The sequence below is a fragment of the Kineosporia succinea genome (assembly GCF_030811555.1).
In the GTDB taxonomy this organism is placed as follows: Bacteria; Actinomycetota; Actinomycetes; order Actinomycetales; family Kineosporiaceae; genus Kineosporia; species Kineosporia succinea.
In genome coordinates, this window is the sequence record NZ_JAUSQZ010000001.1 from 3969536 (window position 1) to 3984890 (window position 15355).

The following is a 15355-nucleotide window of genomic DNA, read 5'->3' on the forward strand; positions in this document are numbered from 1 at the left end:
GGTGTCGCCCGAGCCGGTCCTGACCCGGGAGATCCGCGAGGGCCTGCCCGCCGCCGTCCTCGCGACCTCCGCGCCGGCCGTGCCCTCGCTCCCGTTCCCCTGGCAGGCCCGGCTCCTGCGGCCCGGCAGCACCGACGAGGCGCGGCTGGTGCACTGGATGGCGCAGCCGCACGTGGAGCGGTTCTGGCAGCAGGACTGGCCGGCCGACCGCTGGAACGGGTACCTGCGCGCCCAGATCGCCGGGGCCTACTCGCGTCCGGTGCTGGTGCTGCGCGACGGCGAGCCCTTCGCCTACCTCGAGATCTACCGCCCGGCCCGGGACCTGATCTCGGGCTACTACCCGGCCGGTCCCCACGACCTCGGGCTGCACCTGGCCATCGGTGATCAGCGGCACACCGGGCGGGGTTTCGGGCGGGAGATGGTGAAGTCCCTGGTGGCACAGCTCTTCACCGACGACCCGGCCTGTGAGCTGGTGGTGGCCGAACCGGACGCCCGGAACGTGGCCGCGGTGCGGATGTTCGAGGCGGCCGGGTTCCGCCGGCAGGCCGAGCTGGAACTGCCGCACAAGACGGCGGCGCTGATGGTGACGGTGCGCTCGGCTCGTTGATCGCGCCCGGTTCCTCGGATCGAACCGGGGATCGCTGATCGGCCCCGGGGAGGAGTGCAGTCCACCCCGGGGCCGAAACTCGTCGACGCCTAGGCGCTCTCGTCCGCGACCGGGGTGCCCGGGTCGCCGTCGGCGGCCTGGGCGATCTTCGGCACCAGGTTCTCGATCAGGTACGGGATGCTCAGCACCGTCACGAACGAGGTGGCACTGCCCAGCGTGGAGACGACCTCACCGTCGCTGCCGTCGTTGAGGTAGACGTCGCCGCCGTTCTTGAAGACGTCGAGCTTGTTGTAGAGGTTGTCGGCGGCCAGGCCGGGCTTGTCCTTCGTCGCGTTCGGCACCAGCCAGACCAGGGCGTCGACGTCGAGCAGGTCGACCCGCTCCTTGCTGACGTTGGCGCCGAACTGGTCTTTCACCACGTCGGCGAGGCCGTCGGGCATGGTGAAGCCGAGCGACTGCAGGAACTGCCCGCGCGGATCGTCGGCCGCGTAGACGTAGTAGCCCTCGTAAAGCGTTGCCATCAGGCCGGTCTTGCCCGTGAAGCCGGGGTTGGCCGTCTTGGCCTCCTCGAACTGCGCGTTGACGTCGTCGACTAGTTTCTGCGCGGCCTCGGACTGCCCGAGCGCCTTGCCGACGGTGGTGGTGATGACGTCCCAGGCGACCGCGTAGTCGTTGCTGTCCTTCGGGGCGGGCAGGGTGGGAGCGATCTTCGACAGCTTGTCGTAGTCCTCCTGCGCCACGTTGGAGTACATGCCGATGATGAGGTCGGGCTGCAGCGAGGCGATCTGCTCGAACTGGATGCCGTCGGTGCTGTCGAGCACGGTCGGCACGGTGGCGCCGCCGAGCTTGTCCGTGGCCCAGGGCCAGATCTCGCCCTCGTTCTCGCCGAACCACTTGGTGGTGGCGATCGGGACGGTGCCGAGCGCGAGCAGGGCGTCCTGCTCGACCAGGCCCACCACGACGACCTTGGCCGGCTTGGCCGTGATCTCGGTCGAGCCGAACTTGTGGTCGATCGTCACCGGGAACGCGTCACCCGCCGCGGCCTCACCGGTGGCGGCGCTGTCGGACGAACTGTCGGAACCACCACCGCAGGCGGCGACGAACGCCAGGCCGGCGGTGGCGATCGTGGCGCCGAACGCACGCCGGGACATTCCGGCCCGCACGGTACGGGGAGACATCGGGACCTCCATGTTTAGGTTTGCCTACCCTAATAGCTGGGGCCCACCGTCTCAACGAGCTGCGGTAATCGTGACCTTGGGCGATCGCGGAGCTGCGGGATGGCCCGCAGTGCGACATCACTCGGCGGGCAGCCGCCCACGTCGAGGACGGGGACATCGAGGTCATCGCCTGAAGCGGTGGGTGGGCAACGGTCCGGATGTGGCCAAAACACGGCCCGCCCTCGACCCGGTGGGGTCAAGGGCGGGGCGGTCGGCGGGATCAGTGAATCGTGACCGAGGTGACCTCGACCGCGCTCTGACCCAGCTGGGTGTCCGTGCCGGCCGAGTAGTCGGACGTGTGGGCCCCGCTGCCGTCCACGTAGGTCACCGTCACCGCGTTGACGCCGGTGGTGATGCCCTCGACCCCGGTGACGCTGCCGTTCCAGGTGCCCGCGTTGGCGAAGCACTGGAGCGGCACGAAAGTGCCGTCGTCCTCGGGGTCGTTGATGAGCTGGACGTAGCCGGACGCACCCGAGTCACTGCACGACGGGCTGTCGATCGCCAGGGCGGGACCGGCCGTGGCCACGGCGCTGACGGCGGCGAGAGCGGTGGCAGTGCCGAAGGCGGCTCGCTTGATCATTTTTCGGTTCCTTCCGGTGAGATCTGTTCGGACGACCAACAGCGTGGCGTGGATCGCCGGGCCCCGCATTTCCGGATACAAGGGGGCGTTTGTGGGCAAAAGAGCTGCCCTAGAAGTCTTTCGACCACGCCTTCCACAGTCCCGCGTAAAGCCCGCCGTGCGCCAGTAGTTCGGCGTGCGTGCCTTGCTCGGCCACCTGTCCGGCCTCCATCACCACGATCCGGTCGGCACTGGCGGCCTGGGTCAGGCGGTGCGCCACCACCACCGACGTCCTCCCGGTGAGGGCCTGCAGCGCAGAGCGTTCCAGCAGCCGGGCACCGGCGCTGCCGGCCTCGGCGGTGGCCTCGTCGAGGATCGCCACCGGCGGGTCGGCCAGCACCAGCCGGGCCAGCGCGAGCTGCTGGGCCTGGGCTGCGGTGAGGTCGTGCCCGCCGTCGCCGACGATCGTGTCCAGGCCGTCCGGCAGCAGTCGCACCCACTCGAGTGCGTGCACGAGTTCCAGTGCCTTCTCGAGCTCTTCGGCCGACGCGTCGGGTCGCGCCAGGCGCAGGTCGTCGGCCAGCGGGCCGGCGAACACGTGCACCTCCTGGGTCACCAGGGCGACCGTGCGGCGGGTGCCGTCCGGCCCCAGCTCGTCGATGTCCTTGGCCCCCAGGCGGATCCGGCCGGTCGCGGGCGGGTGGAACCCCGCGATGAGCTTCACCAGGGTGGTTTTTCCGGCGCCGCTCGCGCCGACCACGGCCACCCGGTGCCCGGCCGGGATCTCGAGGTCCACGCCGGTGAGCACGTCGTGCCCGGGGGTGTAGGCGTGGCCCACCTTCTCGACGATGACGGACGCGTCCCTCGCCTCGATCGCGGGGGCGCCGGTGGCCGTGCGGTCGGGCAGGTCGACGACCCCGACCAGCCGGGCCAGGCTGGCCGCGGCCGACTGCGCCTCGTCGAGAAGGAAGAGCGCCGTGTTGATCGGCGTGAACAGGCCGTGGAAGTAGAACGCGGCGGCCGAGGCGGTGCCGATCGACACCGCACCGTCGCGCACGAGCAGGTAGCCGACGACGAGAACGCCGGACAGGCCGATGAACTCGGCCAGGTTCAGGCGCCCGAAGAAGCCGGTCTGCAGGGCGATGCCGTCGAGCGTGCGGTCGACCGTGCGCGACGAGGCGGCCGCCACCCGCGGCACCTGGCGTCCGGTCAGCCGGAACGCCCGCACCGTACGGGCCCCGCCGATCGTCTCCAGCAGTTGCTGCTGCTGCTCCCCGGCCGCCACCCGCTGCTCGGCGTAGACCCGCCCGGCCCGCCGCAGGTACCAGCGCACGGTCAGCACCTGGATCGGCGCCGCGAGCAGCGCCACCAGCAGGAACCGGTAGTCGAGCACCGCCAGGGCACCCAGCGTCAGCACGATCGCCAGCGCGGAGCGGGCGAACTCGGGGACCGCCTCGCGCACGCCCTCGCTGATGCGCTGCACGTCGTTCGTGACCCGTGAGGTCAGGTCGCCCGACCCGGCCCGCTCCAGGTCGGCGATCGGCAGGTGCAGCGCCTTCTCCACGAACCGCTCGCGCAGTTCGGCCAGCGCCGACTCACCCGCCGTGGCCAGCTGGGACATGCCGATCGGGGTGAGCAGCCCCTGCACCAGCGCCACCACCGCGATGCCGACGGCCGGCCCGACGAGCGACCCGGCCCCCTCGCCCCGCGCCACCACGTCGACGATGCGGCCCAGCAGCGGCGAGCTCAGCAGGCCCACCGCGGTGGCCACGACCAGCACCACCACACCGGTGACCGCGGGCACCCGGTGCGGGCGGACCAGGCTGCCGACGATCTGGCGGCAGCGCGCCGCGGTGGCGATCGGCAGGGTGCCCGTCACGACAGCACCGTCGATCGGTAGGTCTCGTTCTCGCGCACCAGCTCCGGGTGCGGTCCCTGGGCCACGGTCCGTCCCTCCACGAGCAGCACCACCCTGTCCGTCACCGCCAGCAGCGCCGGGCTCGTTGTCACCAGCAGCGTGGTGCGCCCCGCGCGCACGGCCCGCAGCCCGGCCGCGATCCGCGCCTCGGTGACGCTGTCCACCGCCGTCGTCGGGTCGTGCAGCACCAGCACCGACGCGTCGACGTTCAGCGCCCGGGCCAGCGCCACCCGCTGCCGCTGCCCGCCGGAGAGGTTGCCGCCCCGCTCGGTCAGCACCGTGGCCCGGCCCTCGGGCAGGCTCGCGATGACCTCGTCGGCCGCGCTGGCCGCGAGCACCCGCTCGGTGAGTTCGTCACTGCCGCTATCACTCTCGATGCTCTCCAGCAGCGGCCCGCCGAACAGCCCGGCGTCGTGCGCGGCCACGAGCACCCGGGCCCGCACCTGGTCGGGATGCAGCGACGACAACGGCACCTCCTCCAGCTTCACCTGCCCGCGGTCCGGATCGAGCTCGCGCCCGAGCAGCCGCAGCAGGGCCACCGCATCGGCCGGGTCGCGGGCCACCACACCGATCACCTCACCCGGCGCCACCCGCAGGTCGACCTGCTGCAGGCATCCCGAAGCCACGTCATCGAGCGCGATCCCGACCGGTGCCGACGGGCGCAGCCCACCCCCGGCCATCTCGCCCGGCCCGACCAACTCCGGGCTGGACAGCACCTCGGCGACCCGGCCGGCACTGGCCCGCCCGGCCGCCAGCTCGGAACCGACCCAGGCGAACACCTGCAGCGGGCCGAGCAGGAACTGCGCCAGGCCGATCGCCGCGGTCAGGTCGCCGATGCTGATGTCGCCGTCCAACGCCAGTTTTCCGCCGACGGCGGCCACCAGCGCCAGGAAGATGCCGGTCATCAGCAGGATCGCGCCCTCGTAGGCGCCCCGGGCCTGCGCCGCCCGCACGGTGGCGGTCAGCGCCCGCTGGCTCGGGATGCGGTAGCGCTCGACCGCGACCTGCTCGGCGCCGATGCCTTTGAGCACCCGCAGCCCGGAGACCAGGTCGGCGGCCACTCCGGAGGCGGCGGCGGCCTCCTCCTGCTCGGCCTCGCTGCGGCTCTCCAGCGGCCGGCCCAGCACGTGGGTCAGCCAGAGCATGAGCGGCGCCCCGATCAGCACCAGCAGGCCCAGCGGCAGGCTGACCACCAGCAGCGCGACGGCGGCCACGACCATCGCCACGATCTGCGCCAGCCCGGCCCCGGCGGCGGTGACGACCGCGCCCACCCGCTGCGCGTCACTGGTCGCGATGCTGGCCAGCGTCCCGGGCAGCCGGCCTTCCTCGGCCCCGCCGCGGGCGTCGAGAACCCGCTCGGTGAGACGCATCCGCAGGTCGTGGGCACCCCACTCGGCCGCGGCCTCGATCTTGCGGGCGCCGTGCCGGTAACTGTTCGACAGTGTGAGGAAGAGCCCCGCGAGGACGCCGATCCACAGCAGCAGGTCGGACAGCCCGGCCTGCGCCGACCGCGATCCGGCGACCGCCTCGTCCACCACCCGGCCGATGACCACCGGTACCAGCGCCTCGCAGAGCTGGTGCGTGCACAGCAGGGCCGTTCCCGCCGCGACCAGGCCCCGGCGATTCAGGAGGGTGCTGCGCAGAACGTCTTTCCTCGTCACCGGCGGAGTCACGGAAGGGACGGCACTGGACACGCTCATATGAAGTAAGGCTAACCTAACGGTCCGGGCACAGTGCGTGCCTCGACGAGTGCTGCCTGCCGACTTTCTCACGGCGTGCCCGGGCTCGGACGGAGTGCTGGAGGAGGATTCGATGGCGGTGACCGTCGACGTGCCGGAGGAAGCCCCGGTCGAGTCCCGGGACGTCGGGGGCCGCACCTCGCTGCGCGTCGTCGGCCTGATCGTGTCGCTGGTGCTGCTGGCCGCGGTGATCGTGGCCAGCCTGGCGTTCGGTGCCAAGTTCATCCCGTTCGGCGAGAGCTGGCGGCTGTGGTGGCACAATGACGGCTCGTCGAACGCCGCGATCATCCACGACCTGCGCCTGCCGCGCACCCTGGTCGGTCTGATGGTCGGTGCGGCACTGGGACTCTCGGGTGCGCTGATGCAGGCGCTGACCCTGAACCCGCTGGCCGAGCCCGGTCTGCTCGGCGTGAACCTGGGCGCGTCCACCGGTGTGGTGCTGGCCATCGCGTTCCTCGGCGTCACCACGATCAGCGGCTACGTCTGGTTCGCCTTCCTCGGCGCCGCCCTCACCTCGGTGATCGTGTTCCTGCTGGGCAACACCGGGCGCTCGGCCACCCCCGACCGGCAGATCCTGGCCGGCATCGCGATCACCACCGTGATGGGCAGCGGCATCTACGCGATCCTGGTGCTGCGCCCCGACGTGTTCAACAAGTTCCGGTTCTGGGAGGTCGGCTCCCTCGGCGACGTGAGCACCGAGGCCGGCTGGAAGGTCGCCCCGTTCGTCCTCGGCGGCATCCTGCTCGCACTGTCCCTCGGCCCGGCTCTCAACGCCCTGGCCATGGGGGAGGAAACCGGCCGCGCCCTCGGCGCACACGTGATGCGCACCCGGCTGCTCGGCATGCTCGCCGTGACCCTGCTGTGCGGCGGCGCCACCGCGGCGGTCGGCCCGATCTACTTCGTCGGCCTGGCCGTGCCCCACGTGACCCGCATGTTCACCGGGCCCGACCAGCGCTGGATCCTGATCTACTCGATGGTGCTCGCGCCGGTGCTGCTGCTGACCGCCGACATCATCGGCCGGGTCGTCGCCGCTCCCTCGGAACTGCAGGTCGGCATCGTCACCGCGTTCCTCGGGGCGCCGATGTTCATCGTCCTGGCCCGCCGCCGACGGCTGGCCCAGCTGTGAGCGACCAGCGGATGCGCGACCAGCGGGTGAGCGATCAGCGGGTGAGCGACCAGCGGATGCCGGGCGACCGGCGGGCGGTGAGCGACCGGCGCGTGCTCAGCGGGCGGGTCGTCCGCAACCCGACCGGATCGTTCTCGGCGCGCGTCGACGTCCGGGCCGCCACGTCCGTCGTCGTGCTTCTCGTTCTGGCCCTGGCGATCTCGCTGTACAGCCTGGCCAGCGGCGACTTCGACGTGCCCCTGCCCGACGTGGTGCGCACCCTGCTGGGCGAGCAGATCCCCGGTGCGCAGTTCATCATCATGGACCTGCGGCTGCCCCGGACCCTGACCGCGCTGTTCGTCGGCGCCGCGCTCGGCGTCAGCGGCTCGATCTTCCAGAACCTGACCCGCAACCCGCTCGGCAGCCCGGACTTCATCGGCCTGACCATCGGTGCCTCCAGTGGCGCGCTCATCGTGATCCTGGTGATGCACGGCAGTACCGACCAGATCGCGCTCGGCGCCCTGATCGGCTGCGTCGTCACCTCGGTCGCCATCTACCTGCTGGCCTACCGCAAGGGCAGCCAGAGCTTCCGGCTGATCCTCGTCGGCATCGGTATCGGCGCGATGCTCGACGCGTTCAACTCGTTCCTCATCACCCGGGCCCGCCTCGACGAGGCCGTGGGCGCCCAGGTCTGGCTCATCGGAACCCTGAACGGCCGCTCCTGGGAACAACTCCGGCCGCTGCTGCTCACCGTGCTGATCGTGCTGCCGATCGCGTTCTGGCAGGGCCGGCACCTGAACATGCTGGCCCTGGGCGACGAGACGGCCACCGCCCTGGGCGTTCCGGTCGAGCGCACCCGGGGCATCCTCTTCGTCTGCGCGGTGGCCCTGGCCGGCGTCGCCACCGCGGCGGCCGGCCCGATCGCGTTCGTCGCGCTCGCCGCCCCGCAGCTGGCGTTGCGCGTGACCCGCAGTGCCGGAGCGGGTCTCGCGGGGGCGGCCGCGATGGGGGCGCTGCTGCTGGTGGCGAGCGACTGGGTGGCGCAACGGGCGCTGCCCTCCGGCCCGGTGCCGGTCGGCATCGCCACCGGGCTGCTCGGCGGGGCGTATCTGTGCTGGTTGCTGGTGCACGAATGGCGGAAGGGTCGTTGATCTCATGAGCAGGCTGCGCGCCGAGGGCCTGACCCTCAGTTACGACCAGCGGGTGGTCGCGGAAGACCTCGGGGTCTCGATCCCCGACGAGTCGTTCACCGTCATCGTGGGGCCCAACGCCTGCGGAAAGTCGACGCTACTCAAGGCTCTCGCCCGGTTGCTGGGGCCGCGGGCCGGGCAGGTGTACCTCGACGACAAGCTGATCGGCAGCTACTCCAGCAAGCAGGTCGCACACCGGCTGGGCATGCTGCCGCAGACGCCGATCGCGCCGAACGGCATCACGGTCGGCGACCTGGTGGCCCGCGGCCGCTACGCGCACCAGTCGCTGCTGCGTCAGTGGTCGAAGGAGGACGAGGCCATCGTCGTCGAGGCGATGGAACAGACCAACGTGCACGAGCTGTCGAAGCGCTACGTCGGTGAGCTCTCGGGCGGTCAGCGGCAGCGGGTCTGGCTGGCCATGGCCCTGGCCCAGCAGACGCCGATCCTGCTGCTCGACGAGCCCACCACCTACCTCGACATCACGCACCAGGTCGAGGTTCTCGACCTCTGCGCCGATCTGCACGAGCAGGGTCGCACGATGGTCGCGGTGCTGCACGACCTCAACCTGGCCACCCGCTACGCGACCCACCTGATCGCGATGCGCGAGGGCCGGATCGTGGCCGAGGGCTCGCCGTCGGAGATCGTGACCGCCGCGATGGTCGAGGAGACGTTCGGCCTGAAGTGCCGCGTCATCCCCGACCCGGAGACCGGCACTCCGCTGATCGTGCCGGTCGACCGGGCCACCCGCAGGGGACTGGTACCGGTCAGCTGAGCTGTTCGAGGAGGAGGCCCAGCGCGATCGCGGTCATGGCGATCCCGGATCCCCGGGACACCAGTTTCGCCGCGGTCGGCCGGGTCTTCAGCACGGCCCGCGAACCGGCTCCGACGCCGGTGTAGACCAGCGCGCACATCAGCATGTGCACACCGCCCAGCGCCACGAGTTGCGCGGTCAGGGGCCAGGTCGCGTCCGGATCGGTGAACTGCGGCAGCAGGGCCAGGAACAGCAGCAGGGCCTTGGGATTGAACCCGCTGACGGCCGCGCCGCGGAAGACCTGTGCCCTCCACGAGGTGGACACCTCGGAGGTGGCGGACGGCACCGGCGGGTTCAGGACCGTCGTCACGCCCAGGTAGCCGAGGTAGGCCGCACCCGCCAGCGTGAGCATGGTCAGGGCGCCCGGTGTGCTGGTGATCAGCGCGGCGGCGCCCGCGGCCACCACCGCGGTGATGATCAGGTAACCGGCCAGCAGCCCGGAGACGGCGGGCACCACCGAGCGGTGACGCAGCCCGGCCGAGATGGCGTAGGCCCAGTCGGCGCCCGGGGTCAGCACCAGGAGGCACGAAACCACCCAGAACCCGGCAACCATCCCGAAAGTCATGACTCCTGCCGTTCTTTCGAAGCATTCCAGTGATGCAACAGAAAGTACGGCGAATCTCACGGGAAGTGCTGCCCGGATCTGGCACCGCAGGGCTTCAGGAAGGGAAAGAATTGGGGGATGGACGCCCTCGACCGCGAGATTCTTGCGCAGCTCCAGGCTGACGGCCGGCTGACCCTCACCGAACTGGCCGATCGCGTCGGCCTGACCGTGTCGCCGTGCCACCGCCGGCTGCGGGCGCTGGAGCGTGATGGTGTGATCACCGGCTACAGCGCGCAGATCCGGCCGGGCAGTGTCGGTCTGGGGTTCGAGGCGCTGGTCTTCGTGACCCTGACCTCCTCCAGCGCGGCGACCGTCGCGGCGCTGGAGGAGGCACTCACCGGGATCCCGAACGTGCTGCTGGCGCAGCGGCTGTTCGGCAGCCCGGACTATCTGCTGCGGGTCGTGGCCGAGGACCTGACCGCGTACCAGAAGCTGTACGACGGTGAGCTGGCCACGCTTCCCGGTGTGCAGCGGCTCAATTCCACGCTCGTGATGAAGAGCGTCGTGGAGGGCCGGGGTCTCCCGCTCTGAAAACCCCTGAAACCCCTGAAACCCGATGATGGACGACGCGGGTGACCACGTCGTCCATCAATCGAAGCCTGTCAGCAGTTCTCGTAGTGGTACGCCTTGTCACCCGAGGGAACCACGTCACGGTCGCGCAGGATCACCGAGATGTCCTTGCCCTGAGCCGCACAGGCCTTGGTGTAGGCGGACTTTCCGTTGTCGGTGTACTCGACCTCGTAGACCAGGTCGTCGTAGATGTCGGTGTAGGAGTCGCATTCGCTGTACACCTGGCACTCCTCGGCGACCGCGAAGTCGAAGCCGGCCGTGGTGGCCTCGGCCTCGGTGATCTCGGAGGTGTTCTTCTGGGCGATCGCCAGGCCCTTCGAGTGGGCCCGGTCGGCCAGAAGTTTCGCGAAGGCGAGGTTGTTCGCCTTGGTGAGCAGCTTGCCCGAACGATCGTAGGTGTCCAGGTTGTCGGGCTCGATCGCGTCGAAACCGGCGGTGGCGCAGCCGTCGATCCAGCCACCCACGATCGAGGCCAGGGCCGTGCGCTTGGCGGCGGTGGAGGTGTCGAGCAGGAACTCGCCCCACTCCGAGTCCTCCACGTAGTCGCCGCTCTTCGTCTTCAGCAGCAGGTCGTCGTGGCTGCCGGTCCAGAAGTCCGCCTCGCCCGGCTGGGTCTGGAAGGCGTTGACGTAGCAGACGTTGTACTTGCCCGCGGCCGGCTCGGCCTCACGGTCGCGGTCGACGATCTTCACCGAGCTCGCCGGGGTGTAGGCCCCGCCGATCTGGTAGTCGAACTGCCCGTCGGCCGGCGGCAGGGTCACGTCACCGCCGGCGGACGTGGTGGTCGCCGACGGCGCGGAGGTCGCGGTCTCGTCGTCTGCGGCTTCGTCGTCCTCGGGGGTGGCGCCGGCCGTCGGGGACGTGGTCGCGGTGGGGCCGGGCCGGGAGTGCCCCCGGTCCCGCTTCCACGGGTTGGCGGCGCTGGCGACCGAGAACGACCCGACCCCGAGCAGGACGACGAGTCCGGCCGCGGAGGCCACCGCGATACGACGACGGTTCATTCGCTTGATGCTCATGCTTCCTCACTGCGGAACACCCCGCCTCGGGCTCACCCCTGGCGACCGGTGCCGGATCGACCACACAGCGTGCGGCGCGCCGGCTGAGTGCTCCGTGACGCGTCGAAACTAGGAAGCCGAGTGAGATCGGGAGGTTAAGACCTGCCTAGGGTTGCGTTTCGTCCCTATGCGCAGACACCTCCACCTCGAGGGCGGGCCGGGTGCGGTGAACCCCGGCGCCCCGCGGTCCGTGCCCTCGAGAAGGAGCACGCCGCGCGGGACAGGGAGAGCCGAACGTGGAGTTTGAGCGACGTAGTCAACCGGCACCGCCACCGCCCCCCTCGGTGAGGCGCACCGCCCGCCGTCGCGCCGGGCAGGAGTACGAGGTCGGTGAGGCCGATCCGTTCCTCGCCACCCCGGAGGTGCCCGACCTGGCTCCCGACATCGACGCGATGCTGTCCGGCCTGAAGCGCCACCAGCAGGCCGACGAGGCGCTGCGCCTGCCCTCCGGGGGAGTGCTCTGCGTGCTGTTTCGCGACGTCAACTTCGGCGGGCCCCGGCTCGCGGTGCGCTCCGAACAGGGCCGGGTACAGAGTGACGGCAGTGTGCTGGTCGAGCTGGACGCCTGGTGGAGCGGCAATCTCACGGCCGTGCAGCCCGGCACGATGAGCTTCTGGAAGGCCGAGCTGATCCCGCGGGTGGCTCACCTGCGTCCGCGCGTGGTGCGGTTGCCGATGTCGATGACGCCCGACGGGTACAACGACATGATCGGGGCACTGCGCCTGATCAGGTAGGGCGGTCGGGTCCGGTTCCGGGGTGCGGGTTTCCGGGCCGCCGATGATGGACGACGTGGTCGCGGCCCGCCGGTGGGCGCGCCTGCGCGGATGTGGCGAACTTCGCCGGGACGAGCGGGTGCAGTATGTTTTGCCGTCGGCGAGGGCGCTGAGACCGGCCCCTCGTGAAGACCGGGCAGGCCTGCGGGTTCTGGCGGTGCATCGCGGTTCCGGTGGGGGTTACCGCGCTCGCCGGAGGGACCAGACCCGCAGTGTCTGTCGCCGGGATTGCCCGCGGCTGCCGAGAAACGGGAGCCATTCACAGATCGTGACTCCTGGCCGTTTCCCCAACCCGCCCGGAAGTGCAAAGGTGGTTCCGTGGGAACCCGCGAACTGAGTGCTGACGAGCACACGGAGAGTGAACTCGACCTCGGTGACGCCGATTCGGCCGTCCCCGGCTCGGATTCGGCCTCGCGGCTGCCGTTCGGGGTGTCCTCGCGTGGCGTCAAGGGCGCCGCGGCCGTGGTCGGCTTCGTGACCATCGTGGTCTGCGCGGTGATCGGCGGCACGATGGCCGTCGACTCGGTGGCCCGTTTCGACGAGAACCGCGGCGACGGCGCGACCGTTCTCGACGACCAGCAGCTCGACGCGCTGCCGCCCGGCCCGGGCGACGAGGTCACCGACATCGACGACACCGAGCGCGCCAACCGCACCCACGCGGCGTCCCCTCGTCCCTCGGCCTCTCCCGCGGTCCGCAAGACCACCGAGAAGCCCGGCCGGCAGGGCACTTCCGGTGACGACGCGGACACGCCCGGCAAGCAGGTCGACCAGGTGGTCGACCCGAAGGTGCAGCAGGCCGTCACCCCGATCGCCGAGATGGGCGTGATCCGCAACCTGAGCACCGGATTCTGCGTCGACCTGCCCGACGCCGGCGTGCCCGAGCCCGGCCACGCGGTCAGCCAGTACGACTGCATCCCGGGGGCCGCAGACAATCAGGACTTCCAGATGGTCGAGCAGTTCGGCCAGTACCTGATCCGCAACCTGAAGACGAACTACTGCCTCGATCTGCCCGGCTCCGGCTCCGTCGACCTGGCCACCGGCGTGCTCGCGAGCCCCTGCCAGGCGGGCGACTCCGACAACCAGATGTTCAGCGCCGTTCCGAAAGGCCAGGGATACTGGCTCGTGCACGTGAAGAGCGGCCTGTGCCTGGACGTCTCGAACACCAACGGCGGCAACAAGCACGCCGGCCAGGCGCTCACCCTGTTCACCTGCTCGACCACCGACGACCACATCTGGACCGTCAGCTAGGCACGGTCAGCCGGGCACGGTCAGCTGGGCACCGCTCGGCCTGGCGGTGGGCTAGGAAGCCGTCATCGCGTGCGGGGTTTCGGCGGTCGGGGGTGCCTTGCGCGGTGCCCGGCCCGGGTCCGGGCCGGGCGGCCTCAATCGGGTCGGGCGCACCCGGTCGCCGCGCACCGCGGTGGCCAGCTGGTCGGCCACCCGCGCCGCCGTCGGCATCGCGGCGATCTCCGCGGCCACCCTCTCGGCGTTCGAGCGGTACCAGGGATTGCCCATGACCTCGGCCATCACCGACCGCAGGTGCCCGGGGGCGAGATCGCGCAGCCGGCCGGGCGGCACCAGCAGCGCGACGCCGCAGCCCGCCCGCTGGGTCAGCACCGCCTCCACGAACTGGCCCGGCCCGAGCGGCAGCACGACCAGCGGAACGCCCTGCGCCAGCAGGTTCAGCACGGTCTCGCTGCCGCCGTGCACGAGAGCGGTCGCGGTGCCCGGGAACCGGTCGGCCGAGGGCCGGAACGCGGCCCGGGACACCCGGTTCGCCAGCGGGGAGTGCGGCGGCAGGCTGCGCTCGCGCACCAGCAGCTCGGGGTGACGGCCGGAGGTGAGGGCACCGAGCACCCGGTGCACGGTGCTGCGGTCGCCGAAGTGCGCTCCCAGGGCCACCAGAACGCGAGGACGCCGACCGGACGAGGGAACGACCGTCGCGGCGTCGTCGGTGGGGCGCAGGGTCAGAGCGGTGACGCCGGGAGGCACGGGCCACGCCCCGAGGGCCTCGGGGCGGGTGTTGATCAGCCACTGCCCGGCGGGCACCAGGGCCGGGGGATCGAGGCGGTGACGGGCGAACCAGCCGGCCACACCACGGGTGAGGGCGTCGGTGTACTCGGGCGGGGCGGCCGGGCCGTTGGCCACCGTGGCCAGCGGGCGGCGCAGCGCGCGGGCCACGAAAACCCCGGTGAAGTCGTACGGTTCGTTGATCACCAGGTCGGGGCGCCAGTCGCCGGCCAGGTGCAGGGAGCGCTCGCCGCAGGTCTCCAGCCGCACGGCCGCGGCCTCGCTCGCCGCCGGCACCCGCATGCGCCCGGACGGATCGGTGTTCAGGTAGGTGCAACGCACCCGTGCCAGAGCCTGCCGCAGCGCCGGGTGCGGCACCCCGGCGGAGAGCACGGCCACCTGGTGCCCGCGCTCGGCGAAGGCCCGCGCCAGGGGGAGGAACGCGCAGGACCGGCCCGTCGCCGGGGCCGCCGAGAACAACACCTTCATCGTGGGGCCAGCGTAATGCGCTTCGGCCCGCGAGGTGAGCACGCGCTCAGATCAGGCCCGACCGGATCGCCTCCGCCACCGCGTGGGCGCGGTTGCGCAGACCGTGCTTCGTCATCAGGCCGGCCAGCACGTACTTGATCGTGCGCTCGGAATAGTTCAGCTGCCGGGCGATCTCGGCGTTCTCGCAGCCCTGGGCCACCAGCGCCAGCACCGCGACCTCGCGCTGGTCGAAGCTGTCCGGGTACTCGTGCGGGCCCGGCGAGCGGCCGTGGGCACCCACGGCCGAGCGCAGCACGGTGGTGAAATGGTCGGCGGTGAGCCGGCGCCGGGGCACCACCGTGCACGGCCCGGCCTCCAGCCAGACCGGCAGGCGCACGTCGTCGTCCGCATCGAGGAACAGCACCACCGGCGCACCGGTGCGCAGGTCCAGTTCGCGGATCCGCCGGAACAGCGCCGGGGAGGCGGATTCCGCGACCGCGACCAGCAGGTTCGCGTGGCGGGCGCGGGCCGTGGGCACCGGCCGGAACTCCTCGCCCCGCCGGAACAGCTCGATCACGCCCAGCTCGTCGAGATGGTCGGGCGCGAGGATCACCACCTGCAGGGGTGTCGACTCCCAGCCCGCCGAGGCCTCCACCGCCGTCGTCGCGTCACCCCGCGCGTGCACCCCGGGTCCTCTCGTCGTCACGTCGGTGGGCCGGACGCCTCGGG

15 protein-coding genes are annotated in these 15355 nt (G+C 71.4%); 7 read left to right on the plus strand and 8 right to left on the minus strand.

What is annotated here, in order from left to right; translation table 11 throughout:
* Position 1 precedes the first annotated feature (1 nt).
* The gene (locus J2S57_RS17350; protein ID WP_307244123.1) at positions 2-607 is read left to right on the plus strand and encodes a GNAT family N-acetyltransferase; all 606 of its coding nucleotides are present in this window, start codon (positions 2-4) and stop codon (positions 605-607) included.
* A gap of 89 nt (positions 608-696) precedes the next feature.
* On the opposite strand, the gene J2S57_RS17355 is transcribed toward J2S57_RS17350, so the two are convergent.
* The 4 genes from J2S57_RS17355 to J2S57_RS17370 all read right to left on the minus strand — a co-directional run bounded on the left by J2S57_RS17355 (position 697) and on the right by J2S57_RS17370 (position 5962).
* The gene (locus tag J2S57_RS17355) at positions 697-1785 is read right to left on the minus strand and encodes an iron-siderophore ABC transporter substrate-binding protein (protein ID WP_307244125.1); all 1089 of its coding nucleotides are present in this window, start codon (positions 1783-1785) and stop codon (positions 697-699) included.
* Between the two features lie 259 nt (positions 1786-2044).
* Positions 2045-2404 carry a beta/gamma crystallin domain-containing protein gene (locus J2S57_RS17360; protein ID WP_307244128.1) on the minus strand — a complete coding sequence of 120 codons (360 nt, stop codon included), beginning with the start codon at positions 2402-2404 and terminating at the stop codon, positions 2045-2047.
* A gap of 109 nt (positions 2405-2513) precedes the next feature.
* Positions 2514-4262, minus strand: a complete 1749-nt coding sequence (locus tag J2S57_RS17365) for an ABC transporter ATP-binding protein (RefSeq protein ID WP_307244130.1) — start codon at positions 4260-4262, stop codon at positions 2514-2516.
* On the minus strand, positions 4259-5962 hold the full coding sequence (locus J2S57_RS17370) for an ABC transporter ATP-binding protein (RefSeq protein ID WP_307244132.1): 1704 nt from the start codon (positions 5960-5962) through the stop codon (positions 4259-4261). Before J2S57_RS17370 ends, J2S57_RS17365 begins: the two co-directional genes overlap by 4 nt.
* 151 nt (positions 5963-6113) lie before the next feature.
* Here J2S57_RS17370 and J2S57_RS17375 point away from each other — a divergent pair, with 151 nt between their 5' ends.
* From J2S57_RS17375 to J2S57_RS17385, 3 genes are read left to right on the plus strand one after another with little or no spacing between them, the layout of a single operon-like run.
* Positions 6114-7166 carry a FecCD family ABC transporter permease gene (locus tag J2S57_RS17375; protein ID WP_307244133.1) on the plus strand — a complete coding sequence of 351 codons (1053 nt, stop codon included), beginning with the start codon at positions 6114-6116 and terminating at the stop codon, positions 7164-7166.
* Positions 7163-8296, plus strand: a complete 1134-nt coding sequence (locus J2S57_RS17380) for a FecCD family ABC transporter permease (protein WP_307244136.1) — start codon at positions 7163-7165, stop codon at positions 8294-8296. The genes J2S57_RS17375 and J2S57_RS17380 overlap by 4 nt, the downstream gene beginning before the upstream one ends.
* Before the next feature lie 4 nt (positions 8297-8300).
* A complete protein-coding gene (locus J2S57_RS17385; protein ID WP_307244139.1) occupies positions 8301-9107 on the plus strand; it encodes an ABC transporter ATP-binding protein in 807 nt (268 codons plus the stop codon).
* Here the strand turns inward: J2S57_RS17385 and J2S57_RS17390 are convergent.
* Positions 9100-9711, minus strand: a complete 612-nt coding sequence (locus J2S57_RS17390; protein ID WP_307244142.1) for a LysE family translocator — start codon at positions 9709-9711, stop codon at positions 9100-9102. The genes J2S57_RS17385 and J2S57_RS17390 overlap by 8 nt on opposite strands.
* Before the next feature lie 117 nt (positions 9712-9828).
* On the opposite strand from J2S57_RS17390, the gene J2S57_RS17395 reads away from it, so the two are divergent.
* A complete protein-coding gene (locus J2S57_RS17395) occupies positions 9829-10281 on the plus strand; it encodes an Lrp/AsnC family transcriptional regulator (RefSeq protein WP_307244145.1) in 453 nt (150 codons plus the stop codon).
* Between the two features lie 71 nt (positions 10282-10352).
* Here the strand turns inward: J2S57_RS17395 and J2S57_RS17400 are convergent, their stop codons facing one another.
* A complete protein-coding gene (locus J2S57_RS17400) occupies positions 10353-11336 on the minus strand; it encodes an endo alpha-1,4 polygalactosaminidase (RefSeq protein WP_307244147.1) in 984 nt (327 codons plus the stop codon).
* Between the two features lie 323 nt (positions 11337-11659).
* On the opposite strand from J2S57_RS17400, the gene J2S57_RS17405 reads away from it, so the two are divergent.
* Complete coding sequence (locus J2S57_RS17405; protein ID WP_307244149.1) at positions 11660-12109, plus strand: hypothetical protein; 450 nt, start codon at positions 11660-11662, stop codon at positions 12107-12109.
* A gap of 357 nt (positions 12110-12466) precedes the next feature.
* The gene (locus J2S57_RS17410; RefSeq protein ID WP_307244151.1) at positions 12467-13396 is read left to right on the plus strand and encodes an RICIN domain-containing protein; all 930 of its coding nucleotides are present in this window, start codon (positions 12467-12469) and stop codon (positions 13394-13396) included.
* A 51-nt stretch (positions 13397-13447) separates the two neighbouring features.
* Here the strand turns inward: J2S57_RS17410 and J2S57_RS17415 are convergent, their stop codons facing one another.
* A complete protein-coding gene (locus J2S57_RS17415) occupies positions 13448-14647 on the minus strand; it encodes a nucleotide disphospho-sugar-binding domain-containing protein (protein WP_307244153.1) in 1200 nt (399 codons plus the stop codon).
* A gap of 46 nt (positions 14648-14693) precedes the next feature.
* Complete coding sequence (locus J2S57_RS17420; protein ID WP_307244155.1) at positions 14694-15311, minus strand: helix-turn-helix transcriptional regulator; 618 nt, start codon at positions 15309-15311, stop codon at positions 14694-14696.
* Positions 15312-15355: the final 44 nt, after the last annotated feature.